Origin of the sequence: uncultured Salinisphaera sp. (assembly GCF_964012375.1) — a bacterium.
Lineage (GTDB): Bacteria > Pseudomonadota > Gammaproteobacteria > Nevskiales > Salinisphaeraceae > Salinisphaera.
Window position 1 is genome coordinate 1 of sequence record NZ_CAXGSH010000021.1, and the last position, 24576, is coordinate 24576.

At 64.8% G+C, this 24576-nt stretch carries 20 protein-coding genes and 1 pseudogene; 10 read left to right on the forward strand and 11 right to left on the reverse strand.

Annotation, left to right across the window (positions count from 1 at the left end; genetic code table 11):
- Window positions 1-535, reverse strand: a pseudogene (locus ABNU97_RS05545) (M23 family peptidase); the annotation flags it as partial.
- 134 nt (window positions 536-669) lie between these two features.
- Here ABNU97_RS05545 and ABNU97_RS05550 point away from each other — a divergent pair.
- The 3 genes from ABNU97_RS05550 to ABNU97_RS05560 all read left to right on the forward strand — a co-directional run bounded on the left by ABNU97_RS05550 (window position 670) and on the right by ABNU97_RS05560 (window position 4124).
- Window positions 670-2091, forward strand: a complete 1422-nt coding sequence (locus tag ABNU97_RS05550; protein ID WP_348765756.1) for an amidase — start codon at window positions 670-672, stop codon at window positions 2089-2091.
- A 161-nt stretch (window positions 2092-2252) separates the two neighbouring features.
- A complete protein-coding gene (locus tag ABNU97_RS05555; RefSeq protein ID WP_348765757.1) occupies window positions 2253-3650 on the forward strand; it encodes an FAD-linked oxidase C-terminal domain-containing protein in 1398 nt (465 codons plus the stop codon).
- A 78-nt stretch (window positions 3651-3728) separates the two neighbouring features.
- Window positions 3729-4124: a PaaI family thioesterase gene (locus ABNU97_RS05560; protein ID WP_348765758.1), complete on the forward strand. Its 396-nt coding sequence runs from the start codon at window positions 3729-3731 to the stop codon at window positions 4122-4124.
- On the opposite strand, the gene ABNU97_RS05565 is transcribed toward ABNU97_RS05560, so the two are convergent.
- The 3 genes from ABNU97_RS05565 to ABNU97_RS05575 all read right to left on the reverse strand — a co-directional run bounded on the left by ABNU97_RS05565 (window position 4121) and on the right by ABNU97_RS05575 (window position 7796).
- Entirely contained in the window at window positions 4121-5305 is a 1185-nt protein-coding gene (locus tag ABNU97_RS05565) for an MFS transporter (protein ID WP_348765759.1), read from the reverse strand. The genes ABNU97_RS05560 and ABNU97_RS05565 overlap by 4 nt on opposite strands.
- Window positions 5306-5408: 103 nt before the next feature.
- Complete coding sequence (locus ABNU97_RS05570; protein WP_348765760.1) at window positions 5409-6602, reverse strand: HD-GYP domain-containing protein; 1194 nt, start codon at window positions 6600-6602, stop codon at window positions 5409-5411.
- Between the two features lie 183 nt (window positions 6603-6785).
- Complete coding sequence (locus ABNU97_RS05575; protein WP_348765761.1) at window positions 6786-7796, reverse strand: FAD-dependent oxidoreductase; 1011 nt, start codon at window positions 7794-7796, stop codon at window positions 6786-6788.
- Between the two features lie 99 nt (window positions 7797-7895).
- Between ABNU97_RS05575 and ABNU97_RS05580 the strand changes: the two genes are divergently transcribed.
- Both ABNU97_RS05580 and ABNU97_RS05585 read left to right on the forward strand, forming a co-directional pair.
- On the forward strand, window positions 7896-9185 hold the full coding sequence (locus ABNU97_RS05580) for an alpha/beta hydrolase (RefSeq protein ID WP_348765762.1): 1290 nt from the start codon (window positions 7896-7898) through the stop codon (window positions 9183-9185).
- Complete coding sequence (locus tag ABNU97_RS05585) at window positions 9182-9949, forward strand: VacJ family lipoprotein (RefSeq protein ID WP_348765763.1); 768 nt, start codon at window positions 9182-9184, stop codon at window positions 9947-9949. Before ABNU97_RS05580 ends, ABNU97_RS05585 begins: the two co-directional genes overlap by 4 nt.
- Before the next feature lie 16 nt (window positions 9950-9965).
- Here ABNU97_RS05585 and ABNU97_RS05590 read toward each other — a convergent pair whose 3' ends face one another.
- The gene (locus tag ABNU97_RS05590) at window positions 9966-11114 is read right to left on the reverse strand and encodes a glycerate kinase (RefSeq protein ID WP_348765764.1); all 1149 of its coding nucleotides are present in this window, start codon (window positions 11112-11114) and stop codon (window positions 9966-9968) included.
- Between the two features lie 910 nt (window positions 11115-12024).
- On the opposite strand from ABNU97_RS05590, the gene fliA reads away from it, so the two are divergent.
- Window positions 12025-12741, forward strand: a complete 717-nt coding sequence (gene fliA, locus ABNU97_RS05595; protein WP_348765765.1) for an RNA polymerase sigma factor FliA — start codon at window positions 12025-12027, stop codon at window positions 12739-12741.
- 139 nt (window positions 12742-12880) lie between these two features.
- Window positions 12881-13408, forward strand: coding sequence for a gamma-glutamylcyclotransferase family protein (locus ABNU97_RS05600; RefSeq protein WP_348765766.1), 528 nt, complete (start codon window positions 12881-12883; stop codon window positions 13406-13408).
- A 272-nt stretch (window positions 13409-13680) separates the two neighbouring features.
- Here the strand turns inward: ABNU97_RS05600 and ABNU97_RS05605 are convergent, their stop codons facing one another.
- The 5 genes from ABNU97_RS05605 to ABNU97_RS05625 form a co-directional block, all read right to left on the reverse strand.
- Window positions 13681-14790, reverse strand: coding sequence for a glycosyltransferase family protein (locus ABNU97_RS05605; protein WP_348765767.1), 1110 nt, complete (start codon window positions 14788-14790; stop codon window positions 13681-13683).
- Window positions 14791-14871: 81 nt separating this feature from the next.
- Entirely contained in the window at window positions 14872-15846 is a 975-nt protein-coding gene (locus ABNU97_RS05610; protein ID WP_348765768.1) for a pteridine-dependent deoxygenase, read from the reverse strand.
- Window positions 15847-15909: 63 nt separating this feature from the next.
- Complete coding sequence (locus tag ABNU97_RS05615) at window positions 15910-17010, reverse strand: glycosyltransferase family 9 protein (RefSeq protein ID WP_348765769.1); 1101 nt, start codon at window positions 17008-17010, stop codon at window positions 15910-15912.
- A gap of 141 nt (window positions 17011-17151) precedes the next feature.
- Window positions 17152-18426 (reverse strand): HAMP domain-containing sensor histidine kinase, encoded by a 1275-nt coding sequence (locus ABNU97_RS05620; protein ID WP_348765770.1) that lies wholly within the window; start codon window positions 18424-18426, stop codon window positions 17152-17154.
- Between the two features lie 2 nt (window positions 18427-18428).
- Window positions 18429-19109: a response regulator transcription factor gene (locus ABNU97_RS05625; RefSeq protein WP_348765771.1), complete on the reverse strand. Its 681-nt coding sequence runs from the start codon at window positions 19107-19109 to the stop codon at window positions 18429-18431.
- A gap of 221 nt (window positions 19110-19330) precedes the next feature.
- Between ABNU97_RS05625 and ABNU97_RS05630 the strand changes: the two genes are divergently transcribed.
- The 3 genes from ABNU97_RS05630 to ABNU97_RS05640 all read left to right on the forward strand — a co-directional run bounded on the left by ABNU97_RS05630 (window position 19331) and on the right by ABNU97_RS05640 (window position 22785).
- Window positions 19331-20152: an HAD-IIB family hydrolase gene (locus tag ABNU97_RS05630; RefSeq protein WP_348765772.1), complete on the forward strand. Its 822-nt coding sequence runs from the start codon at window positions 19331-19333 to the stop codon at window positions 20150-20152.
- Window positions 20153-20165: 13 nt separating this feature from the next.
- Window positions 20166-21401: a glycosyl transferase gene (locus ABNU97_RS05635; RefSeq protein ID WP_348765773.1), complete on the forward strand. Its 1236-nt coding sequence runs from the start codon at window positions 20166-20168 to the stop codon at window positions 21399-21401.
- 94 nt (window positions 21402-21495) lie between these two features.
- Complete coding sequence (locus tag ABNU97_RS05640; RefSeq protein WP_348765774.1) at window positions 21496-22785, forward strand: GGDEF domain-containing protein; 1290 nt, start codon at window positions 21496-21498, stop codon at window positions 22783-22785.
- Here the strand turns inward: ABNU97_RS05640 and ABNU97_RS05645 are convergent.
- A complete protein-coding gene (locus ABNU97_RS05645) occupies window positions 22782-24497 on the reverse strand; it encodes an alpha-amylase family glycosyl hydrolase (protein ID WP_348765775.1) in 1716 nt (571 codons plus the stop codon). The two genes, ABNU97_RS05640 and ABNU97_RS05645, sit on opposite strands and share 4 nt — an antisense overlap.
- Between the last annotated feature and the right edge of the window lie 79 nt (window positions 24498-24576).

The following is a 24576-nucleotide window of genomic DNA, read 5'->3' on the forward strand; positions in this document are numbered from 1 at the left end:
GCTCGATATCCGCGTAAAGCGCGCTGCGACAGTCCGTACAGGCCGGGGCATCGCGCAGCAGCCGCACCTGGAAACGTTCGCCGCGTTCGAGCGCGGTCTGAAATACATGGGCTTCGATGGTGTCGGGTTCGAACCTGCCGCGCGTGGCATAGCGGGTGGAGAAGCGGCCCGGATCCTCGCCCGCGCGCGCTGCCGCACTACGCCAGCGCTCGCCCAGGGCGCTGTCCGCGAGTCCGGCAATACGCAGCCGTGCGGCATACACATCGCGCGGCGAGATATTGAAGGTTTGCATGGCCGTGGTGCGCGCCCAGGTGGCCGCGTCTGCGCGCCAATCCGGTCGATAGGCCAGCAGGGCGATCAATGCTGCCAGCAGCAGGGCCAGCAACCACGGGCGGGCCTGCCGGCCTGACGTAACCGGTTCCGGCGTGGTTGTTTCCGCCCCGTTTTCGGAAGACGTTTCGTCGGCCCGGGTACCGGCCGCGTTTTCGGTCTGGGCGTCGGTGTCGGCTGCCGCCGGGGTTTGATCTGGTTGCATGGGGTCGATACGTTACCCACCATTACGCGGATGTTGCAGGCGCGTGCTTTTCGGTGGGTAGTTGTACCCATGTTCGCGGCTGCCGATCGTCGGTACGCTCCGCGCCCCTTTTTCCAAGGCACCGCAGGAACAGCATGAGCGCGAGAGACGACGATCTGGGCACGATGGATGCCGGCAAGCTGATCGATTTATTCGAATCCGGTGATGCCTCGCCGCTCGAGGCCACGCGGGCAGCGCTCGATCGTATCGATCGCTTCAATGACGACGTCAACGCCTACGTCTATATCGATCGCGAAGGCGCCGAGGACGCCGCCCGCGCGTCGGCACGGCGCTGGGGACAGGGCAAGCCGCTGTCGCCGATCGACGGCGTGCCGACCTCGCTCAAGGATCTCACCGAGGTCAAGGGTATGCCGGCCCGCGATGGTTCGCTGACCACCGGTACCGGCAAGTGCGATACCGACGCGCCGCCGGCGCGCATGCTGCGCGAGGCCGGCGCCGTACTGCTGGGCAAGACCAATACCCCCGAATTCGGCTGGAAGGCGGTAACCGACAACCGTGTATTCGGTGCCACCTGCAACCCCTGGGATACACGACTCACGCCGGGCGGCTCGTCCGGCGGTGCGGCCGCGGCGGCGGCGCTGAACATGGGCGTGCTGCATCAGGGCGGCGACTCCGGCGGTTCGATTCGTATCCCGGCGGCGTTCACGGGCGTATTCGGCTTCAAGCCGACCTTTGGCTGGACCCCGCAGTGGCCGCCGGCCAAGATGCCCACCCTGTCGCATATCGGCCCGCTCACGCGGCATCCGCGCGATGCCGCGCGCATGCTCAACGTGATCGGCCGCTACGACTATCGCGACCCCTACGCCACGCGCGGTCAGCCCGAAGACTGGGGCGTGGATCTCGAGTGCGATCTGCGCGGACTGCGGATCGCCTATTCGCCGGATCTGGGCTATGCGGATGTCGACGATCAGATCGCCGCGCGGGTCAAGGAAGCGGCTTTGAAGCTTGAAGAACTCGGCGCGGAAGTCGTCGAAGTGAACCCGGCCTTCGAATCGCCGATCGATATTTTTCGCAAGCTTTGGTTTACCGCGTCGCTGCAGGTCTGGGACAGCTGCGACGAAAAAGGTCGTGAGCTGCTGGACCCTGGGCTGGTATCCAACGCCAAGCATGCCCAGAACTGGAGCGCGCTGGAACTGTTCGATGCCTTTTCCGAGCGCGCCGAGCTCACCCTGGCACTGGAAAAATTCAACCAGGATTATCATCTGCTGATGACGCCCACGGTGCCGCTGCAGCCGTTCGAGGTGAACCACGAAGTGCCGCCGGGCAGCCGTATGCGCGACTGGGAAGAATGGGCGCCGTTCTCCTATCCGTTCAACCTCAGCCAGCAGCCGGCGGCGTCGGTACCCTGCGGGTTTACCGACTGCGGTCTGCCGGTGGGCTTTCAGCTGGCGGGCGGCAAGTTCGACGACGTGCGCGTGCTGCGCGCGGCCAACGCCTATATGGCCGCCTATCCGGCACGCTTCCCGGCGGTGCCGAACCCGGCGCAATACGGCTGAACCGGGCCGATTGAACAAAGCGTTGGGCGTGGTGCGCGGCCGTTGCCGGGCGGCGCGTGTCGTTGATGGCGGGGTAAGCTGTATACTGCACTGTTTGCTGCGCAACGCGCGCTTGGCGCGCTGTGCAAGGGCAAGCCCTTTTCGTTGAACGAGGTGCCGTCATGGCAACCCAGGCCACGCGACGCGCGCCAGCCGACGCGCTTGAAGCGGTAATCGATCATCTGCGTGCATTGCTCGGCGATCGCGTGAGTACCAAAACCGCGATTCGCGAACAGCACGGCCACGACGAGTCCTGGCATCATCCGGCCATGCCGGACGCCGTATGCTTCGTGCAGAGCACGGCCGAGGTTGCGGCGATCGTCAAGGCCTGCAACACGCACCGTGTGCCGGTCATCGCCTACGGTGTGGGGACGTCGATCGAAGGCCAGATCATTGCCGAGCAGGGCGGCATCTGTATCGACCTGTCGCAGATGAACGCGATTCGCGCGGTACGCCCCGAGGATATGGATGCCACGGTCGAAGCCGGCATCACGCGCAGCCAGCTCAATGCCTATCTGCGCGATACGGGGTTGTTCTTCTCGGTCGATCCCGGGGCGGACGCCACGCTCGGCGGCATGGCCTCGACGCGTGCCAGCGGCACCAACACCGTGCGCTACGGCACCATTCGCGAGAACGTGCTGTCGATGACCGTGGTCATGCCCGATGGCGAAGTCGTGCGTACCGGCGCCCGGGCGCGCAAGTCCGCGGCCGGCTACGATCTCACCCATTTGCTGATCGGTGCGGAAGGCACGCTTGGCATCATCACCGAGCTCACGGTACGCCTGCACGGCCTGCCGGAGGCGGTGAGTGCGGCCACGGTCTGTTTCGAGGATGTCGCCGGCGCGGTCGATGCCGTGATCGCCTCCATTCAGTACGGCATTCCCATGGCCCGTATCGAGTTGCTCGACAGTCTTTCGATACACGCGGTCAATCGCCATAGGGGGCTCGACCACCCCGAGAAACCGACGCTGTTCTTGGAGTTTCATGGCACTGCGGCGGCCGTGGCCGAGCAGGCCGAGGGCATGGACGCACTTTGCCGCGAGTTCGGCGGCACCGGCTTTCGCTGGGCCACGCTGGAAGAAGAGCGCAGCGCGCTATGGGCTGCACGCCACAGCGCAGCCTACGCGGCCAAGCAGTTGCGCCCGGGCCTGGAGTTTCATGCCACCGATATCTGCGTGCCGATTTCGCGTCTGGCCGGCTCCATCGAAGCCGCGCAGGCGGACGTGATCGAGCTCGGGCTCACCGCGCCGCTGTTCGGCCACGTCGGTGACGGCAATTTTCATCTCGTGGTGGTCGTCGATCGCGATAACCCAGACGAGCTGGCCGCGCTCGATACGCTCAACGAACGTCTGATTACCCGGGCCCAGGCTGCCGACGGTACCTGTACGGGCGAGCACGGCGTGGGGCTGGGCAAGCGCCGCTATCTGGAAGCCGAGCACGGTGCGGGCCTGAACGTGATGCGCGCGATCAAGGCCGCGCTCGACCCCAACGGCATCATGAACCCGGGTAAGCTGCTGTAAGACGGTTCATCTGCGGCGGCTGCGTCACGCCGGCAGCGCGCCGACAGGGCCACCACTTCGCAGGAAGAACGAATCGCCATGAATCCGCGTCTGCAACAGGTCATCGACCATCCGCTGCACAGGCATCTGGGGATCGAAGCCATCGAGTCGGACCGCGGGGCGGGCCGGTTTTCCATCCGCGTGGATGAGAATACGCTCAACCCGGCCGGGGTCTTGCATGGCGGCGTTCTTTATCTTCTGTGCGATGTATGTGCCTATGCCGGGCTTGTCAGCGATCTGGATACCAATACCGAAGCGGTGACCCACGATATCCATGTATCGGTCATGCGCGCGGTGGCCGCCGGTGAGGTCGTGCTGTTCGAATCGGAGCCGATCCGTATCGGGCGGCGTATTGCCTTCATCGATGTCAGCGCCCGCGTGGACGAGCGCGTTGTCGCCCGGGCACGGGTCACCAAGACGCTGTTGCAGGCCTAGTCCATGGTGTCGCCGAGCGCTTCGCGCCTCGGCTTGCCTGGAAACAGCAGGATCGTGGCCAGCGAAAGCCCGGCGTTGGCGACGAAGGTGGTCGCAAGGCCTAGCGGCTGCGCGGCAAAGCCGCCCAGGGCGGGGCCGACGATGTTGCCTAGTGCGAACACCGCGAGCGTGGCGGTGAAGCCAACGGTCGGCAGCGTGGGATGCAAGTAACTGCTCCAGAAAGAAAAGATCGCGCTCAAGACCATGATGCAGGCGCCTTGCAGGGCAGCCGAGATCAGCAGCGCGCTCCAGTGCGTCGGCAGCCAGCCGAGCAATAGCAGCGATACCAGCGAGCAGGCGAAAATACCCCGCACGAGCGCGGTCAGGCCGATGCGGGCCTTGACGTCGGCGGTGAGAAAGCCGATCAGCCCGCCTGCGCCCAGGGCGATATAGAGCACCGGCCCCGCGAGCGCCGTGGCAAGGCCGGGCAGGCCGCCGGCCTGGGATACGTGATCCACTGCGAAGGATAGATAGAAACCGTTGGTCAGGCCGAACGACAGCGCGATGGCCAGCAACGGCCAGGCCGGGCGCGCCGTCAACGAGCCAAGCGCGCTTCGATCCACGGGCTGGCCGCCGCGGCGTGGTAACCGTGCCAGGGCATACAGGTTGACCGCCGCAGTGATCAGCGCGGCCAGCGAAAACAAAAGCCAGACCGTACGCCAGCCGTGTTCGAGCCCGGCGACCGCAAAAGCCATTACGCCGGCCCCGACGATACCACCCGCCGTGCCGGTACTGATGATCGAAAGCGCGCGTTCGCGCTCGCCCAGCGGTATGCCGCGCTCGGCCGCATCGTTGAAGGGTGACCAGCAAAAACCGGCGCTGGTGGCCGCGAGTACCGTGCCGAGCGCCAGCATGGCGGTGTTCTGGGCGATGGCGATCAGCGTCGTGCCGAGCAGCGCGGTAAAACAGCCCACGGCCACCGCAAGCCGCGGCCCTTGGGTCACCACCAGCCATACCGTAAGCAGCACAGCGAGGAAGAATCCGCCGAACGCGCTGCTTGCGATCAGTCCGGCGGTCGATGTCGATAGCGCGAACTCATCGCGAAAAACCGGCAGGAACAGGCCAAAGCCCATGCGCGCGGGCCCGAATGCGATAGCGGTGGCGAGGGCGCCGCCGACAGAAAGGAGGCGGGTTCGGGACACGCCATCTCCCGTTGCAAATGCGAGCCGACACCCTAGATATGCGTTACCGCGAACGCCATCCGTTAAAGCACGGGGAGGGCCGTAACATCCAGCGTCTGTACGGCTAGATGTCCCAGTTTTCGGCGTAGTCCTCGACGTCGATGCCGTAGCTGCCGGCAGCGAGCATGCGATTGACGAAGAACTTGGGGAAACGCATCAGATCACGCACCCGCTGCGGATAGTAGCGGCGTTTCTTGTAGTCGAGTACGAGCAGCACCGTGGGCTTTTCCCGGCGCTCGGGGCTGGGTGTGACGAATCCGACTTCGCCGGTGTTGAGTTCCACCAGCGCACCGACAGGATAGTCGCCGTGGTAATCCACGAACTGACGCAAAAGCTCTGGGTTGAGCTCCTCGTTGAAGCCCAGCATCAGTTCGAGCGCCTTGGCCGGCGAAAGGCCCTTCTGATAGACGCGATCGGTCGTCATGGCGTCGTACACGTCGGCGATCGACACGAGTTGCGTGTAGTAGGAAATTTCGGAGCCGCGCAGCCCGGCCGGATAGCCGCGGCCGTTGAGGCGCTCATGGTGATCGCGCACAATCTCGAGGCTGGCGGCGGTCAGGCCGGATGCGTCCCGCAGCATCTCGACGCCGTACTGCGGATGTCTCTTGATTTGCTCATATTCGCTCGGCGTCAGCTTGCCCGGCTTGTTCAGAATGGCGAGCGGGATCTTGATCTTGCCCACGTCGTGAAGCAGGGCGCCGATGCCCATTTCCTTGATCGCCCGTTCGTCGTTGCCGACGAATGTCGCCAGCGACACCGCCTGCATGCATACGTTAAGGCTATGGATGGCGGTGTACTCGTCCCGGCTCTTGAGGTTGCTGAACCACAGCAGCGCGTCCGGGTGGCGGGCGACGCTATCCATCATCTGGCCCACGACTTCCGACACGGTGGCCATGTCCGGCCGACGGTTTTCGCTGATTTCGCCGTGGATCGACCGGATTAGGTGACGCGCATTGTCGTGAATCTTGCGGGCTGCGGGCAGCTCCTGGCGAAACGAGCGCGGCGTGCGTTCGCCAGGCGGCGGGATGACCTCCGTGGCCTGGCTGAGACGGCGAGTGGCGCTGTTGCTGTCGTCGGCTGGAGCCTGGTCGACATACACGTACTTACAGTAGTTGCGCAGCTCGTCGATATCCGCCTGTGTCTCAATGGCAATGCCTTGCAGCAGATACGGCGTTTCCACCCAGGGGCGGTCGAGCGCATCGACGTACATGCCGGTGCGAAGGTCGTCTATAGCGGTTTGCTTGAGTCTTAAAGCCATTGTACGGCGAGATGGTGCGCTATTCGTACAATGCGCGCGAGGCGTTTGCGGGGCGCGATTTTATTGGGCGCAACTTAGCATGTCCCGTTTTATTAAGGGAAGTTCTAAGGCAGGTGCGTATCGGGCGTGTCGCACGGGTTACCGGCAGGCGGTGCGCTTGTCGTATCGGACGATTGGTGGCATTCACGCCAGCCTCGCAGCGGCCGCGGCGCCCGAGAGCCAGGCGCCCTCGACGCGCCCGCCGGCCAGCCAGTCGCCGGCCAGTACGATGCGCTCGTCGAGCGCGGCCTGGCAGCGATCGGCCAGCGGTTCGGCCGCCGGGCCGGGCCGTGCATAGCGCCAGCGATGGGTGCGTACCAGCCGCATGTGGCGGGTGGTCGTGCCGGTGATGGCCGCGAATTCACGTGTGAGCGTGGTGGCGATCGATTCCGGCGTGTCTTCCAGATGGGCGGCGCTGAATTCGGGGCCGGCATGCAGCGTCCAAAGACGGGCGCCCGTCTGGGTCTGGCCGGCCTTGTGGCTGTTATCGGCGCACCAGGACAGAGGACCATTTTTGACGAAAATCGCCTCGCACGCCGGCAGCGCCGGCGCGGCCAACACCAGCGAATGACAGGGCAGCAGCATACGCTCGGCCTCGGCCAGCGCGGGCAGGGCGCCCGCGTGTTCGCCGAGCAGGCGTCTTGCCTGTACCGCGGGCACGGTCAGCACGACGGCATCGGCGTTGAATTGGCCATGTTCGCCCAGATCGGCCCGCCAGCCCTGGCTCGTACGGCTCAGACGACGTACCGGCTGGCCGCAGCGAACATCGATATCGGCCTGCTCGAATACATAGCGTACCCAGTGATTAAGCCCCTCCGGGCCGATCAGGCGCTCGCGCTCGTCGGGGGAGCGTTCGAGCCGCCAGCCGCCGACGCCGTGTTCGGCCGTGCATACCGCCGGCGACCAGTGGGCGAGCACCCCGGCAGCCCGGTCGCGTTCGACGCGCGCGCGAAACGCCGCATCGCGCGCAGTGAAGTACTGGGCACCGTAATCGAACCACGGGCTGTGGCGATCGGGCGCGAGCCGGCGCGTGGCGCAACGGCCGCCGGGCCGTCGGGCCTTGTCGACCACGACCACGTCCCAGCCGGCGCTGTCGAGCGCCAGCGCGGCACTTGCGCCGGCAACCCCGGCCCCGATGATAAGAACTTTAGCCATCGTCGTATTGTCTTTGGCGTGTAGATAGCGCGCAAACGTTTATGAAATCGGTATGATCTGCGCTTTGTGTTCGATGCCTACGAAGCGCGGGGCCTGTCCATGCGTATTTTCTTGCGTGCCTGTCTTGCGCTGGGTTGGTCGCTAAGCGCCTGCGCCGTTGCCGCCCAGCCTGCCACCGGCGCGTATCCCATCGAGGATGGTCTAGCCGCGACGGTGGTCGGGACGCCGGCCGACTACAAGGCCGAGCTGCCGGCTAACCTCGATTTCGAGGTGCGCAGCCTCGCGCCGCTGGTCGAGCGTGAAACGCCGCCTACGTTGCGCTATGCGCGGCCGTTGCAGTATCTGCGCGTGATGCAGAAGGATCCGGCGCCGCTGGCGTACGTGATTGCCGGCACCGGAGCCAGCGCGCTGTCGAGCAAGTGCATCATGCTGTCGAGTGCCCTGTACGAGGTGGGCTATAGCGTGGCCTGCCTGCCCTCGCCCACGAGCATGACGTTCATGCTGGGCGCGGCGGAGCATCCGGTGCCCGGGCGCATGCGCAGCGATGTGCGCGACTTGTATCGGCTAATGCAGGCGGTGCGAGACGATCTCGACCCCAAGACGCAGGTGACCGGCTATGCCTTGACCGGCTGGAGTCTGGGCGCGACCCAGGCGGCCTTTCTCGCGCGTCATGACGAAACTGCCGGGCAGTTCAATTTCTCGCACGTGCTGCTGCTCAATCCGGCGGTGGATGTCTGGGCTTCGGTAAAGCGCATGGACGCCTTGCTGGCGGACAACCTCGACGGCGGCTTTGACGGCATCCCGGCGTTCGTTGCCCGCGGGCTGGGCGGGCTCAAGCAGCTGTATTCCTCCGGTGATCCGTTGCGCTTCAACGAGGATTTCCTCTATCGCGCCTATCGTACCCAGGCGCCCGAGCAGGGCGATATCGCCGCGATCGTCGGCCTGGCGTTTCGGCTGTCGCTGGCCAATATGGCGTTTGGTGCCGATGTGATCACCCATGCCGACGTGATCGTGCCGAAGGATGTGGAACTCGGCCCCTATGATTCGCTCGATCCCTATATCAGACGCTCCTTCGAAATGTCGTTCGAGGACTATTTCGAGCGTCTGCTGTTGCCGTACTGGAACCGCGACGGCCGTCAGCTGGCGCGCGCCGACCTGATTGCCGAGTCCGATCTGCGCAGTATTCGCGCTTATCTTGCTGGCCATGCCGATATCGGCGTGTTCACCAGCGAGGACGACCCCATCCTCGATGACGATGAAATCGCTTTCTTGCGCGATACCTTCGGCGCGCGTGCCCGTATTCGGCCGCGGGGTGGGCATATGGGTAATCTCGGTTCGGCGAATACCATAGCCGCCTTGCAGCAATTCTTCTCACGGCCCGCGCCATGAACAACCGCATCGCACGCATCTACGCACGGCCGCCGTGCGCCGTTCTTCTTCTGCTGTGCCTCTGGCTCGGCGGCTGCGCGAGCACCCCGGTGCCGCAGACCGTGAGCCCGGACACGCCCGACGATGTGCCGGTCGCCGAGACCACAGCCAATCCGCTGGCGATCTACGATCCCTGGGAAGGGTTCAACCGCCGCGTCTATCGTTTCAATGCGCTGGCCGATCGCTATGTGCTGATGCCGGTGGTGCAGACCTACCGCACCGTAACGCCCGGATTCGCGCGTACCGGTGTACAAAACTTCTTTTCCAATCTGGGCGAGATCAATACGTTCGCCAATAGCGTGCTGCAGGCCAAGCCGACCAGCTCGGTGGTCACGTTGTCGCGCTTCGCTCTCAATACCACGGTGGGATTGGCCGGGCTATTCGATCCGGCCTCGGCGATTGGTCTCGAGCAGCGCAACGAGGACTTCGGTCAGACCCTGGGTTATTACGGCGTCGGTGCCGGGCCGTATCTGGTGCTGCCGTTTTTCGGGCCGTCCACGCTGCGCGACAGCATTGGCCTGGCCGGCGACCAGGGGCTGATTTTCGCGCTGGATCCGCTCCAGCTCGACGACCACCCATGGGCACGCGTGCCCTACTGGGCGTTGTATGCCATCAACACGCGCGACAGCGTGAGTTTTCGTTATTACCAGACGGGCTCGCCGTTCGAATACACCCTCGTGCGCCTGGTTTACATGAACTATCGCGCGCTGCTGATCGAGGAATAGCGCCCGACCGGTTCGCTCAGCGTTGCGGCGTATCGATCAGGCTTGCCAGCCCTGTGCCGATGTCGGCGGCGGTGCGGCGCACCCAGTGCAGCGGGTCGGCCAGGGCCGCTGCCACCGAGCCGGCGCGTTCGACCAGCGTATAGCAGCGCGCGAAGTATGAGCCCAGCTCGGCACGGGCCTCATCGGTGATCGTGCCGGAAAGCAGAACCGTCGGCGTGTGCCCGGCAGCCTGTGCGATCGCCAGCGGCAACTTGCCCGAAAGCGTCTGCGTATCCGAACGGCCTTCGCCGGTAATCACCAGATCAGCCTCGCCGAGCGTCTGTCTGAGCCCCGTCATGTCCAGCAGCGTGTTCGCACCGGAGCAGAGCTCGCCGCCAGTCAATGCCAGCGCGAAGCCAAGCCCTCCGGCCGCGCCGCTGCCGCGTTCGCCGGCGAGCGAATCCGGCGCGGCACTGTTCGCCAGACGGCTGAATGCGGCTTCCACGGCTTGGATGTCCGCTTCGCTCAGGCCCTTCTGAGGGCCGTAGACACGGCTTGCGCCCGTGGGGCCAAGCAGCGGGTTGTCCACATCGCAAAGCACCCGAATTCGACTGTGCTGCAGGCGCGTATCCATGGCCGTGAGATCGATCCGGTCCATGGCGAGCAGCCCGTCCATAGTGGGCGCCACCGTATCGCCGTGCACGTCGAGCGCACGTGCACCCAGCGCACACAGCATGCCCAGGCCGGCATCGTTACAGGCGCTGCCGCCCAGGCCGATAATGAAATCGCGCACACCGCTGTCCAGCGCCGCTGCAATCAGTTCGCCCAGGGCATGGCTGCCGCGTGCCTGCAGGCGCGGCGCATCGTCGCGTGCCTCGATCAGCGGCAGACCCAGCACCGTAGCCGATTCGATCACGGCAATATCGGCGTGATCACGAAACCAGGCGGCCTCGATGCGCTGGCCGTGGATGGCGACGATCGGCGTGGTTTGCCAGCGCACCTGCCGGCCGGCCGCCAGACAGTCGAGCGTGCCTTCGCCGCCGTCGGCCATGGGGGCGAGCGTCAGGCGTGCGTGTGGGCAGACCGTCTGCAGCCCTTCGGCGAGCGCATGGGCGATATCGAGTGCGCTCGCACTGCCCTTGTAGCTGTCGGGCGCAAGCACGATATGTGGCGTGGCGTCGTTCATGCCGGGTCCGACTGGCCCCGCAGGCGCGGCCCGGCAGTGGGTTCGAATTGTGCGGTCATGTATACAGGCGGGTTTCGAATGGGGAGGAAATACGGCGACGAGCATACGCGCCACGGCGTTCCCATCCTTGGATCATAACGCGTTGGTCCGGGTCGTGGCCGTCGCTCGCGGCACTGTCCGAACAGGGCATCTGCCGTGAGTTCTTATCAAAACGGGTAATTTTGCAGGGGAGCTATTGGAAGAGGCCGCGCACAGATCCCGACGCTTAGCTCGCGATAGGGTCGAATGCCGATGAATACATCCGCTGTCTTGGCGCCGAATGAATAATGCGTGCGCCGATGTGGCGGGCCATGCATCGCGCGACCGGATGGCGTTGGTGCCCGATACGGGCGAGCAGCAGTCGCCCCTTGCGCTGCCATGGTGAGCCAGCGCGAGCCTGATGGCCGGTCCGAAGATCGCGATGGCGCAGCCCCGACCCGCGTCGATTCGACCAGCCGATCACGGTGTCGCTAGGCGCGGGTTGGGCAATCACTGGACGCTACGATCGATTCGCGACCGGCGTGCTGTCGGCTCGGGGCTCGATCGGGCCAGCCCGACGCAAAACCGCGGCGGTATCCAATGCGCGGCCGCCGCAACGGCGATGGCCTGGAATGCCCGGACTTTTCTCGGCATAAAGTGACGCTTAGCGTCATTCTTTTGGCGTTTGTGCCACCAGCGCCAGGCTGTTTCTGCCAATATATGTCATACATCATCGTAAGTTGTTGAAAATAATAAGGACTGAAACCGGGCACGACGATTGCACTATCTGACCCGTTAGATCGATTCGCACGCGCTGGTCGGGGCTTTCTGCGACGTGCTACTGGCACTTCGTATCGCCCATGGCGGTGCGCCGACACGAGGGGATGACAGCATGCACGCGGCATTACAAACTCTAAATCCGGTTCAACAGGCCGGCCTGGTCGTCGATGAGAACCTGGAGCTGGTCAAGCGTATCGCCTGGCGGTTGCATCAGCGTTTGCCCGACTGTGTTCAGATCGAAGACCTGATCCAGGCCGGCACGATCGGTCTGCTCGAGGCCTGGGAGCGTTACCAGCCGGGTGAACAGGCCAGTTTTTCCACGTTTGCCGGCATTCGTATTCGCGGTGCGATGCTCGATGAAATTCGCCGCGGCGACTGGGCGCCGCGTTCGCTGCATCGCGCCGCGCGCGCGGTAAAGCAGGCACGCCTGGATATCGAGCGCCGTTGCGGTCGTGCTGCGCCCAGTAATGAAGTCGCGGCCGCGATGGGCATGCCCCTGAACGAATATCGACGCCTGTGCGACGATGTCGCCCTCGCGCATGTGGGCAGCCTCGATGCCGTCATGGTCGAGCAGCCGTCATTGGAAGTGTCGGCCGGTATCGAGTTTGCGCCGGATGCCACGGTCGAATATCAGGATATGTGCGACGCGGTGCAGCGGGCGTCCGCCCGCCTGCCGGAGCGTGAGCAGCTGCTCATGCACCTTTATTACGAAAGCGGCTACAACCTGCGCCAGATCGCCGAACATCTGGGCGTGTCGGAATCGCGGGTATGCCAGCTGCACGGTCGCGCGATCCGCCAGATTCGCAAACTGCTTGGCGAATCTGCCTGAGCCGCCATTGTGACAAGTACCTCGTAACTGACCGCCTCCGGGCGGTCTTTTTTTTGGCTCTCGAGACGGGCGGGAGCGCTTCGCGGCTGGCGGTGTCGGCATGTAACCTAGGCGGCTGCGTCCACCGTCCGGCTTTTCGATGTTTTATTTTGCCTACGGCTCGAACATGCTGATAGCCCGCCTGGCCGAGCGCGTGCCCAGTGTGCGCCCGGCCGGACGGGCCTGGCTGACCGGCCATCAGCTGCATTTTCATCTCAACGGCAGCGATGAATCCGGCAAGTGCAATATCCTGTTTACCGGAAACGATAGCGATATCGTCCACGGTGCCCTGTATGAGCTGGACGCGGATCGGCTGGAGCGACTCCATGCCGCTGAAGGCCCGCCCTATGCGTTTGTCGAGCTGGAAGTCGGCACGCCACAAGGCAGCGTGCTCGCGGCCACCTATCGTGGCCGCCCCGAATATCTGGACGATCGGCTCGTGCCCTTCGACTGGTACCGGGATTTCGTCACCCACGGTGCGCGCGAGCACGGTCTGCCGGGGGACTATATTGCGCGCTTGGAAGCGGTGCCGACCTGGCGCGACGCCGACTCACGGCGCGCCGCGCACAATCGCCGGATTCTCCAGCACCAGGCCACCAACGTCGTTCGGGATTCGGCAGCGCGTTAGGGCCTGTTAACACTGGCGCCCATCGCCGCGTTGCCTTGCGTAAATTCACCCGGCAAGACGCGAGGCGAGATGTTTGCTGTGCCCAATGAACGACCAGTAACGCGGCAGGGTGGATTGTTCGGACGCAACCCGTCGGCACGCGGGCCCCCGCGTCATTATTCATGCCGTGCGATTCGGCCTTGCAGCTCGCGCCTGTCGCAAAGCGATACCACGCTCACCGCGCGCCGCCGTTAGGCAGGCTCGGCGTCAACGCGGGGCTGGCGTCAGCGTGTTCAGTACGCGCCCGTCAGCCACGCCAGCGGGCCCGGGCTGTTGCGTGCCCCGCGGCCCAACGCCGCGATATCGCCGTTGAGCAGGTCGATGGCCTCGCTGAGTCCGTCGCGCCGGTGCGCATGGGTGGCCTGGGCGTAATCGTCTGCGCGTTCGAGAAAGGTGCGCAGCACGCCGGGCGTGAGTTGGTGCAGGGATGCGTTCGTACCGACACCCATGCGTCGAACCGCCTCGGCGTTGAGGCGTTGTTCCACCGCGTCCTCGGGCAGGGCGAGTACCGGTTTGCCCAGATGGATCGCCTCGGAAAGCAATTGATTGCCGGCCGTGCTCACCACCGCGCCGGCGGCGGCCAGATCGGCGATGAAGCCGTTTTGCGAAGGTGCCTTGAAGTGCAGGTTGGCGCGCTGCCCGCGTTCGGGCGTGCCGTAGACGATGACCGGCGCGCCGCAGGCGCGTAGCGCGGCTTCCATGGCCGCGTTGTACTGGTGTGCGCCCTTGTTGAGATAAACCAGCACGCTCTCGCCGCGGCTGGGGCTTGCCTGACGCACCGGCTCGCGCAGAATGGCGCCGACCGTGCGGATTCGCTCGTGGCGTGGCGTGGCCGGATAGAAGCTGGACACGATCACGCGGTCCGGATCGCCCATGAAGGCACGATAGCCTAGTCCATCGCGGCGCCCGGCCAGCGCATCGCCGGGGGCGAAATCGCAGTGGCAGAAAGCCATGATGCCGACATGATCGAAGCCGATGCGCGCAATGCCGTGGTGGCGGGCAAAGCGGTGACTATAGGTTTCGGAATCCGAGATCACGATATCGGGCGCGAATTGCGCCATTTCGCGCCAGACCGCACGCGTGCGCGGCCCCGCTACCAACAGGTCGGCCACTTTCGGCGCGTTGTGGCGTAGCGTGCGCCGTGCGCAGATACGGCCCTTGGGTCCGTACTGATAGCCGATGACCGGAATTTCGACGCTGTCGTGATCGGTACACAGCATTTCGTGGGCGTCACGCCCGGCAAACACGCGCACCTCATGATTGCGTTCCAGCGCAGGCAGTACCGCGGCCGTGCGCATGGCGTGGCCACGACCGTAACCCATCACCGCATAGGCGATCCGCATGACAACACCCGATTCATATGGCGCGGCCAGTATCGGGGCGGCGAATGACGGGAATATGACGCCCGTGCCGTCTGCCCCGCCTTATGCCAGCGGCATCTGGGCCTCGAATTCCACCAGCAGTTCAGGCCGGCACAGCGGCGCATGCAGCAGGGCCAGCGGCACGCCGGGCGCGCGTTCGGCGGCGATATCAGCGACTGCCGCAGCGTTTTCAGGGTCGCGAATATAGGCCTTCAGGCATTGCAGGGCGCTCAGGCCCCGACTGTCGGACCAGCATGCCGCGCTTTGCATGACCGCGCTTACGTTGTCGAGGGCTTCGTGAGCCTGAGCGGCCACGTCGCCGATATGGCGGCTTTCATGGCCCACGATGCTGGCGGTGCCGGAAATCAGCAGATAGGGCGTGTTGCCCAGCTGTACGCGCCCGCCCCGGGCGAAGGCCGGCGCGCGACGGCCGTAGTCGCGCGGGTAGGCATACGCGCTGACCTGACGCGGATTTTCGACCGGCACCACCGACGTATCGCCCAGCAGGGCGTGCATGCGCAATCCGCGGCGATGGCTGCTGACCAGGGTGGCCGGCGGTAACACCGGCATGCCGTGTGGCGCGGCGTCGAGGGCCTGGCCGCGGCCCAGGCAGAAACGCCGGTAACGTTCGTCGTCGTCTTCACCCGCGGTGACGTTGGATAGCCAGTGCCAGATGCGCTGGACCTGGCCCAGGCCGAGGCTGCGCTGTAGACGAAAAAGCGCGCCATACGTATCGATGGCGGCCTGCTGGATCTGGTGCGGCGATTCGATATCTTCGCCGTCATCGATATGCAGGGCCGCAAACGCGAAGCCACCACCGACGACATAGTCCCAGCCGTCGGCATGACCGCGTTCGAGCGGGGCCGCGATCTGCCATATCTCCTGATCGAAGTCGCCGCCCAGGGATATCAGCGGACAGCTGAATACGTCGGCGTCGGCCGCATGGCGGACATGAATCGAGCCGGTTGCCTCGGATGCTTGCGCGCCGCTATGGGCACGCCAGCTTACCGTGGCCGCCTGGGCAGGCGCGTCGGGCATAACAATCGCGGGTCAGTCGAAGGATGACGCAGTTTAGCCCGACGACTGACAGGGCAACAAAATTCAGGCGACCCGCGAACCGCGATACTGGGTGCGATGGCTCACGGCGTCTACGGCGGCGGCAGCGGTCAGCGCCGGGCCTTCCAGCGCCGTGCAGCCGTCACCGAGCGGTGCATAGCATGCCGCGGAGGTGGCCTTGAACAGGCCGACCACCGGTACCCCGGCGGCCGCGGCCAGATGCATGGGGCCACAGTCGGCGGCTACGAAGCCGTTGAGCCGCCCGAGCAGCGCGGCGAGGACGTCGAGTTCGGCGATCGACACGCTGGCGATGCCGGGCTCGATCGGCTCGGGCTGGTCGGGAGCTCGAATCTGTAACAGTCGCGCGTTCGGCAGGCGCTGCTTGAACAGTGCAACAAACTCTTGCCAAAAGCCGGTTTCGAGCTGTTTGGCGCCGGTCGCCCGTGTGAAGAACCCGACGGTGGGCGTGGTGGATCGGACCGGTGGTGTGAAGGCGGCCTGCCAGTAGCGTTGCGCCGCGGCATTCGACGGGCCGTGCGGGAATACGGCAAGCGTTTCGAAGGTTTTCCACGAAAAGTCGGCGACGCTGGAGGTAAGCAGCTCCACGGCTTGGATCGCCTGATGCCGGCTTTCTGCACGCGGCGCGGCATGGGTGAGGCGCACCCACTGATCGCGTGCGGCAAACCCCATGCGCTGGCGCGCGCCGGCCAGGGCCAGGGCCAGGCGGTTACTGGCCGAGTTACCGCTGGGGTCGATGGCCAGATCGTAGCGAACCGAGCGCAGCTGGCGAAGAAGGCGGATGGTCGCCGGCAGGGATTTTTCCCGTACCCACACCTGACCGATGGCGGGCAGGCTTTCCAGCAACGGTTTTTGGCGTGGATCCTCGATCACCACGTCGATGGTGGCCGCTGGCAGAGAGGCCGCCAGGCTGCGCAGCATTGGCGTCAGGAACAGGATATTGCCCAGGCGTTTATTCAACCGCACCACGAGAATACGGCGGGTATCCCCGGCCAGCGGGCGCGAACGGGGTTCCACGGTGCCGAACAGGCGGGTCATCAACCGGTTGAGCCGCTGTCGGTTGCCGCGGCGCAGGCGTTTGATCCAGGCCTTGATGCCGGTCGCGTTCACATCGCCAGTCTGCGCCATGTGCGCTCCTGCTGAGTACGAAAACGCGCTGATGATGCGCTTACGGCCCTGCGCGAACCGTCAATCCAACGTCAAGAATATGTTAAGGCATCGGCGCGTTGGCCCGTTCGTGAGCACGAAGGCCGGCTACGCCGCGCCGGTTCATACGGTTCTGCCAAGCGGCGCAAAGCGGACCTCCACGCGGGTGCCTTCATGCGGTCGACTGGTCATGCGCAGCTGCCAGTCGTAGCGTTGCGCGACGCGTTGAACCAGATATAGACCCAGCCCCAGGCCGGCGCCACGGCCGTGGCGAAAGCCGCGCTCGAATGCCTGGCGTCGTTGTTCGGCGGTCATGCCGGGGCCGTCGTCGGCAACGCTGAGCACGCCGTCGGCCAGCGTGACCCGGATATGGGGGCCGCCGTGGCGCATCGCGTTGCGCAGCAGGTTGCCGAAGACGATGACCACGGCGATGCGCGGCGCTGCCAGAGGGCAGGCATCGAGGGCGGCGACTTCCACCCGGCTCTTGCCGAGCATCGGTTTGTAGGCATCGAGCAGTTCGCCGACCACGAGATCCGCCCGGCATTGTTGCTCGCTGGAAATGCTGCGGTCCTCGTCGCGGGCGAGGAACAGCAGCGATTCGATCAGATCGGCCATCTGTGTCGAGGCGCGTTCAATTCGCGTCAGCGGCGCGCTGTCGGCAAAGCGCGGATCCTGATGCAGAACCTCCAGCGCGCCCTGAATGACGGCCAGCGGGGTGCGCAGTTCGTGGCTGGCGTCGGCGGTAAAGCTGCGTTCGCGTTCGACGAAGCCGTCCAGCCGCTGCATGAAGCGGTCGAAGGCCCGGGCGATGGCGCCGACCTCGTAGCCGTCGAAGCGTTCGGCCAAGGCCGGCCCGGGCGCACCCGGTTCAAGACGGGCCACGTGATCGGCAAGCTGATTGATGGGTTTCAGGCTGAGCCGGGCGATCCAGATACCCAGCGGTAGCGCCAGAGCAAACACGATCACGACCGCAGCGATCAAGGCAGCCCGAAACACCGACTGCCGGGATTCGATCGCGGTGGTGTCGTAAGCCAGAAAGGCGCGTTTGCCGTCGATGACGGTACTGGCCACCCGGTAGCTGCGTCCGCCGTAGCTGAGGTTGGCGCCGCTGGTGTGCAGCGGCAGCGGCTGCAGTGGCTCGGGCAGGCTTTGCAGTTGGTCGGGCTCGACGACGAAGCCCTTGATGGTGGCCGAATTGGGCAGCGCGGCCTTGCCTTCGATCGGGTATTCGGCTTCCAGCTCGCTGAGCTCGTGGGCGACCATGCCATCCAGCAAATCGTGCTCGAGACGCTCGTTGATCGCGAACAGGGTCAGTACGATCAGCGCGGCCATGACGGCCACGAACAGGGCCAGCGCGGCGGTGACCCGAAGCTGCAGGCTGTGAAGCGGGCGAAACAAGCCTAGGCCGTGTCCGGCGCGATCAGCCGGTACCCCATGGTGGGTACTGTATGCAGCAGCGGCGTGCCAAACGGTTTGTCGATAGCCGCGCGCAGAGCATGGATATGCGTGCGCAGGGCTTCCGAATCCGGCGGATGGTCGCCCCAGATCGCGGTTTCCAGTTCATGGCGCCGCACCAGCCGGGGGGAGGCACGCATGAGCACTTCCAGCAGCCGCAGCGCGGTGGGCGTGAGGGTTACGCGCTTGTTATCGCGCGTGGTCTGCCAGGTGTCGAGGTCGAGCACGAGATCGGCCACGCGCAGCACGTGCTGACTCTGGCGCGGGCCGCGATTGCCGAGCGCGGTCAGCCGCGCATCGAGTTCGAGCAGCGAAAACGGTTTGATCAGGTAGTCGTCGGCGCCGGAGGCAAAACCGGCCAGCTTATCGTCGAGGGTGTCACGCGCGGTGAGCATGAGAATCGGCGTCTGCCGGTCGGCCTCGCTGCGCAGCCGTGTGCACAGGTCAAAGCCGTCGATACCCGGCAGCATCAGATCCAGCACGATTGCGTCGTAATCGTTGACCACCGCCAGATGCAGGCCGGTGACGCCGTCGCTGGCAGAGTCCATGACGTGATGGCGGGCTGAAAGAAAATCGATGATATTGGCGGCAAGATCCTCGTTGTCTTCAATCACGAGTATGCGCATAGTCGAAGTTCCCGCCCGAGCCATATTGCCGAAAGAAGCGCCTGGCACGATGCCATGCATATCAACCCTGCCATGTTATCTGTATTTGCGTTGCCAAGGGCTTACGCACGACACGCGAGCGTTGCTTACGGCGCCCTTCGTTTACCACCCAGGGGCCGCAATACCATGACTGATTCGACATTGGCCCTCTTTCGGCCTGCTGCGTTGGCGGGGGACACACGATGAGAATGGCGCGCTCTTCGGCGGTCGTATTCACCGATCTCGATGCCACGCTGCTCGGCCACGACGATTACGACTGGCAGCCGGCGGCCCAGGCGCTGGCGCTGCTGGCCGCGCACGATGTACCGGTATGTATCGTCACCAGCAAGACCGCTGCCGAAGTAGCGGCCTTGCGCATCGCGCTGGGCAACGCGCATCCCTTTGCGGTGGAAAACGGCGGCGCGGTGGCGGTACCGCAGGGTTATTTCGACGGTGCGCGCTGCGATGCCCAGACGCCGGTTGCCCTCACCACGCTGGGTGCCGAACGCGACGCGCTGCGGTCGCTTGTGGTCCGTTTGCGCAGCGAACATGGTTTTCGTTTTACCGGTTTCGGCGATATGGAAATCGATGATGTCGCCGAGGCCACCGGCCTGGATAAAGCCAGCGCAGCCCAGGCCCTGGATCGCAGCGCATCGGAGCCGCTGCTATGGCAGGACAGCCAGGCCGCACTCGAAGCGTTTTCTGCCGAGGTGGCCGCAGCGGGCCGGGTAGTCCGGGTAGGCGGACGTTTTGTACATGTGCTCGGGCAGGCCCACAAGGGCGATGCCGTGGCCTGGCTGCGCGCGCGCTATGAGCGCGCGCACGGCCCGATTCTTGCTGTAGCGTTAGGCGATAGTGGCAACGATGCCGACATGCTCGAGGCCGCGGATATCGGCTACTGGGTGGCGCGGCCCGACGGCAGCTATCATGCGCCGACGACCGGGCATATCCGTCATGCGCGCGGTATCGGCCCCGCCGGCTGGGCCGAGGCTATCGAGGCGTTGATCGCCCACCACGAAATCTGAACGAGGGGACGGTATGGCGGATTTTCATCAGAACGGCTTGATCACGACCTTGCATCGCCTGGGCGATCGGCCGATCGAGGCCCTGGAGACCGAGCTGCGTGACTTTGGCAAGCGGCGCGCCATGTCCTTGATCCTGCCGTGTCTGTATTCGGAACTGGAAGGCGATGCGCTGCCGCATATCGTCGATGAATTGTCGAAAGTCGAGTATCTCGACGAGATCATCATCGGGCTGGACGCGGCCGACGAGGCCCAGTTCGCGCACGCGCATGCGTTTTTCGGGCGTCTGGGCCAGCACTTCCGGGTGCTGTGGAACGACGGCCCGCGCCTGCAGCGGCTCTACGATCAGCTCGACGCTGAAGCACTGGCGCCCGAGCGACCAGGCAAGGGGGCCAACGTCTGGAACTGCATGGGCTATTTCCTGGCCTCTGGCCGGGGCCGCGTGCTCGCCATGCACGACTGCGATATCAAGACCTACGACCGCGACCTGCTCGCCCGACTGTTCTATCCGATGGTGCATCCGAACTTCACCTACAAGTTCGCCAAGGGCTACTACGCCCGGGTGGCTGACGGCGCGATCAACGGCCGGGTGGCGCGTCTTTTCGTCACGCCACTGGTCCGGGCGTTGATGACGGTGGTGGGGGAGATGGAATATCTGCGCTATATGGACAGCTTTCGCTATCCGCTGTCCGGCGAGTGTGCAATGACCGCGTCGGTGGCCGAATCCATTCGTATTCCCAGCGACTGGGGCCTGGAGATCGGGATTCTTGCGGAAGTGCATCGCAACTACACGCCGAATGCGATCTGTCAGGTCGATATTGCCGATGCCTACGATCACAAGCACCAGCCCGTCTCCGATCACGAGGCCGATACCGGGCTGGCCAAGATGAGCGCCGATATCGCCCGCGCGCTCTATCGCAAGCTGGCCACCTACGGCGTGGTGCTCACGCCGGAAACCGTTCGCACCATCAAGGCGGCGTATCTACGCAATGCGCTGGACACCGTCGAGCGGTTCTATTTCGATGCACAGATTAACGGCTTGAGCTACGATCGTCATAAAGAAGAAAAGACGGTGGAAGTCTTCGTCGAGGCGATCATCAAGGCGGGCGAACAGTACGTCGCCAACCCCATGGAAGTTCCGTTCATGCCCACCTGGAACCGGGTGCGCGCTGCCTTTCCCGATTTTCTGGCCGATTTTCATGCGGCCGTAGAGGCCGATCACGCAGAAGCCCTTGCTGCCAGAAGGGGTTGAGTCTATCGGTGCAATGCCTGCGCGACTGTTCAGCAGAGCGTCACGCTGCGCCGTGTAATGACAGCATGCGATAACGCGTGCAAGGACCCCTTTGATGGCGAAGTTGCCCAATACCAACGCCCTGGCGAGTTCGCGCGAGATCGAAAAGACGCAGTCGGCGCCGGAAATGGTCAGCTTGATCCGGCAGCAGCTGGAGGACGGCTTTGGCGGCCTGCGTTTCGAGCCAACCCTCGAACGCGCGTTTCGCCTGCATAACAACGACGCGGGGCGGGTCAACCGGGTTGGGCTGTTGGTGCTGGCGCTGACCGTGTTGCTGGTCAGCCCGCTGTTCGATACCGCGTATTTTGGCGTGCCGTACGCGGCGGCCGGCTACTCGCGCGGGCTGCTTATCGGACTGCTGTGCCCGGTTGTCCTGTCTGCACTCATATGGTGCATTTGCTGTCGCCATTCGGCGGTCACCGAATACGTCATCACCGGCCAGTTTGCGATCGTGAGCATGGGGCTGCTGGCCAACCATATCCTGCTCAACCGCTATGGCGCCGATTTTCCGATCGAATTTCTGGGCGTGGCGCTGGTGGCGGTTGTCGCGCTCGGACGGGTGCGCTCCTGGCTGATATTGCCGGTCGCTATCCTGCTGGTCGTCATTACGCTGGCAACCGAGGTCTGGGTGGTGAATTCCAGCCCCGCGGATTACTACCATCTCGCCGCGGCGGGCGTGCTGGCGTTGTTTGCGATCTATCTGCAATACAGCAATGAGTACGTGCTGCGGCGCAGCTGGCTCGACCGCCAGCTATTGCAGCTGGTGGCCCGCCACGACGGTTTGACCGGGCTGCTCAATCGTCATGCGCTGGAAAACGCGCTTGCCACCGCCCACGCTCATGCCGTGCGCGTACGCGCCGACTACGGCCTGGCCATGATCGATATCGACAAGTTCGGTGCCTATAACAACCATTACGGCCATCCGGCCGGCGACGAAGCCCTGCGCCAGGTCGCCGCGGTCATTTCCGCCCACGCTCGGCGTCCGCTCGATGTGTGCGGGCGTTACGGCGGCGAAGAGTTCGTGGCGTTCTGGATCGAAGGCGATCAGCACAAGCTCGAAGAGCATGCCGAGGCACTGCGGGCCGCGGTTGAGCAGGCCGCGATATCGCATGCGACCTCCGACGTCGCATCGGTGGTCACGGTCAGTATCGGGTTGTGCCATGTGGCGCAGCCACAGGACCGGGATTCGCTTTCCTCGGTGCTGTCCTGTGCCGATCAACTGCTCTACGACGCCAAGGCACAGGGCCGTAACCGTGTGGCAGTGGGTCATTTCGATCGCATGGAGCACAGCCGCAAGAGCGCACACGAGCCGGCCCAGCGGCGGGCCCGCGGGCGCGCCGGCTAGGCACTGATCCAGGCGACTTCGTAAGGGCCCAGCGTAATCGAGCGGCTCGAGCCGCTGATTTCGGTGGATGCCACCACGTTGCGCCGCACCCGCGCCTCGGGCAGGACATGGGCAGGCACCTTGACCGGGCGGTCGGTCACATTATGCAGCGCCAACAACGTCTGCCCCTGGCCGCGGCGTTGCACGGCGAACAGATGGGGGCCGAGATCCACCAGCGCCTGGGTGGCATCCGGATGCAGGGCAGGCTGGCGCGCGCGCACCGCCAGCAGATGCTTCAAACGTGCGAACACCGCGGCGTGATGGCTCTGGCTGGCCAGCTGGTATTCCAGCTCCCCGACATCCCATTTGCGGCGGTTGATGGTGCGATAGCGCCCGCTTTCCTCGACCCGGGGCAGGTCGTTGTGGGTCGCGGTCAGGCTGTGGAAGTACAGCGCCGGGATACCGGCCAGCGCCATGGCGATCGCCTGGCTGCAGATAAAGCGTTCCATATGCAGCGGCGTATCGCGCTCTTCGGCGGCGGCGAGCAGGTCGTAATAGGAGATATTGAGTTCGTAGGGCTTGTGCGAGCCGTCGGCGACGGCACGAGTGGACACAAAGCCACCGCGCTGGCGCACGGTATCCACCAGCTGTTCGATCGCTTCGCTACCCAGGATCGACTCCACCGCGCGCAGTCCGATGCCGTCGTGGCTGGCGGTGAAATTCAGGAAATGACAGCCCGCCGGCAGGGCCGGCAGGCTGCGCGCCCAGTGGCTGAGCGTGCTCGCATCCCCAGTGAGCAACGCGTCGGCGACCAGCGGCGGCAGGGCGAACTGGTAGGCCACATGGGCCTCGTCGCCGTCCACGAGATAGGAGATGTTCTCTACGTGCGGCACGTTGGTTTCGGTAATCAGCTGCACGCCGGGGGCATAGTGGGCCAGCAGCGCACGCAGGAACTTGATCAGCCGATGTGTCTGGGCCAGATGAATACAGGGCCCGCCGATGTCCTTCCAGAGAAAGGCCACCGCGTCCAGGCGCAGCAGGCGCGCGCCGCGGGCGACGTATTCGAAGATGATGTCGATGAATTCGGACAGCACCATCGGGTTGGCGAAGTTCAGGTCGATCTGATCTTCCGAGAAGGTGGCCCATAGATGGCGCGTGCCGCGTGCCGTGGCCACTTCCGCGAGCAGCGGCGTGCTGCGCGGGCGAACCACCGCCCGCAGGTCGGTGGCCGGGTCGACCTCGATGAAATAGTCGCGGCCGGGATCGACATCGGCCAGATAGTTGGCAAACCACTGCCCCTTGCGCGAGGCATGGTTGAGCACGAGATCGAACATCAGCGGATGATCGTCGCCCAGTGCCGCCACGTCGTCCCAGCTGCCCAGCTGCGGGTCGACGGCGCGATAGTCCATCACCGAAAAACCGTCGTCCGAGCTGTGCGGATAGAACGGCAGGATATGAATGGCCGCGATCGAGTCCGCCAGATGTTCGGCCATGAAGGCCTTCAGCGTGGCCAGCGGCGCCTCGCCCGGGCGCTGAACGATATCGCCGTAGGTGATCATCACGTTGAAGGCCTGATCGATCGGCGTGGTCGACTCGATCGGCAGGCCGTGGCGCAACGCGGCGCTCGCCGCGCGGTCTATACAGTCGGTCGCGGCAGCTTCGCCGTAGAGCGGCGCGAGCCAGTCGATCAGCGGCTGACGGGGCGCGGGTTTGGTAGAGCTTGCATCAGGCATGGGTTTGCAGAAACAAGGTTTGTGCCAGCATGCATTATGCCGGGGTCGGTTCTATGATGGGGCGGTGCTCGATTTCGAT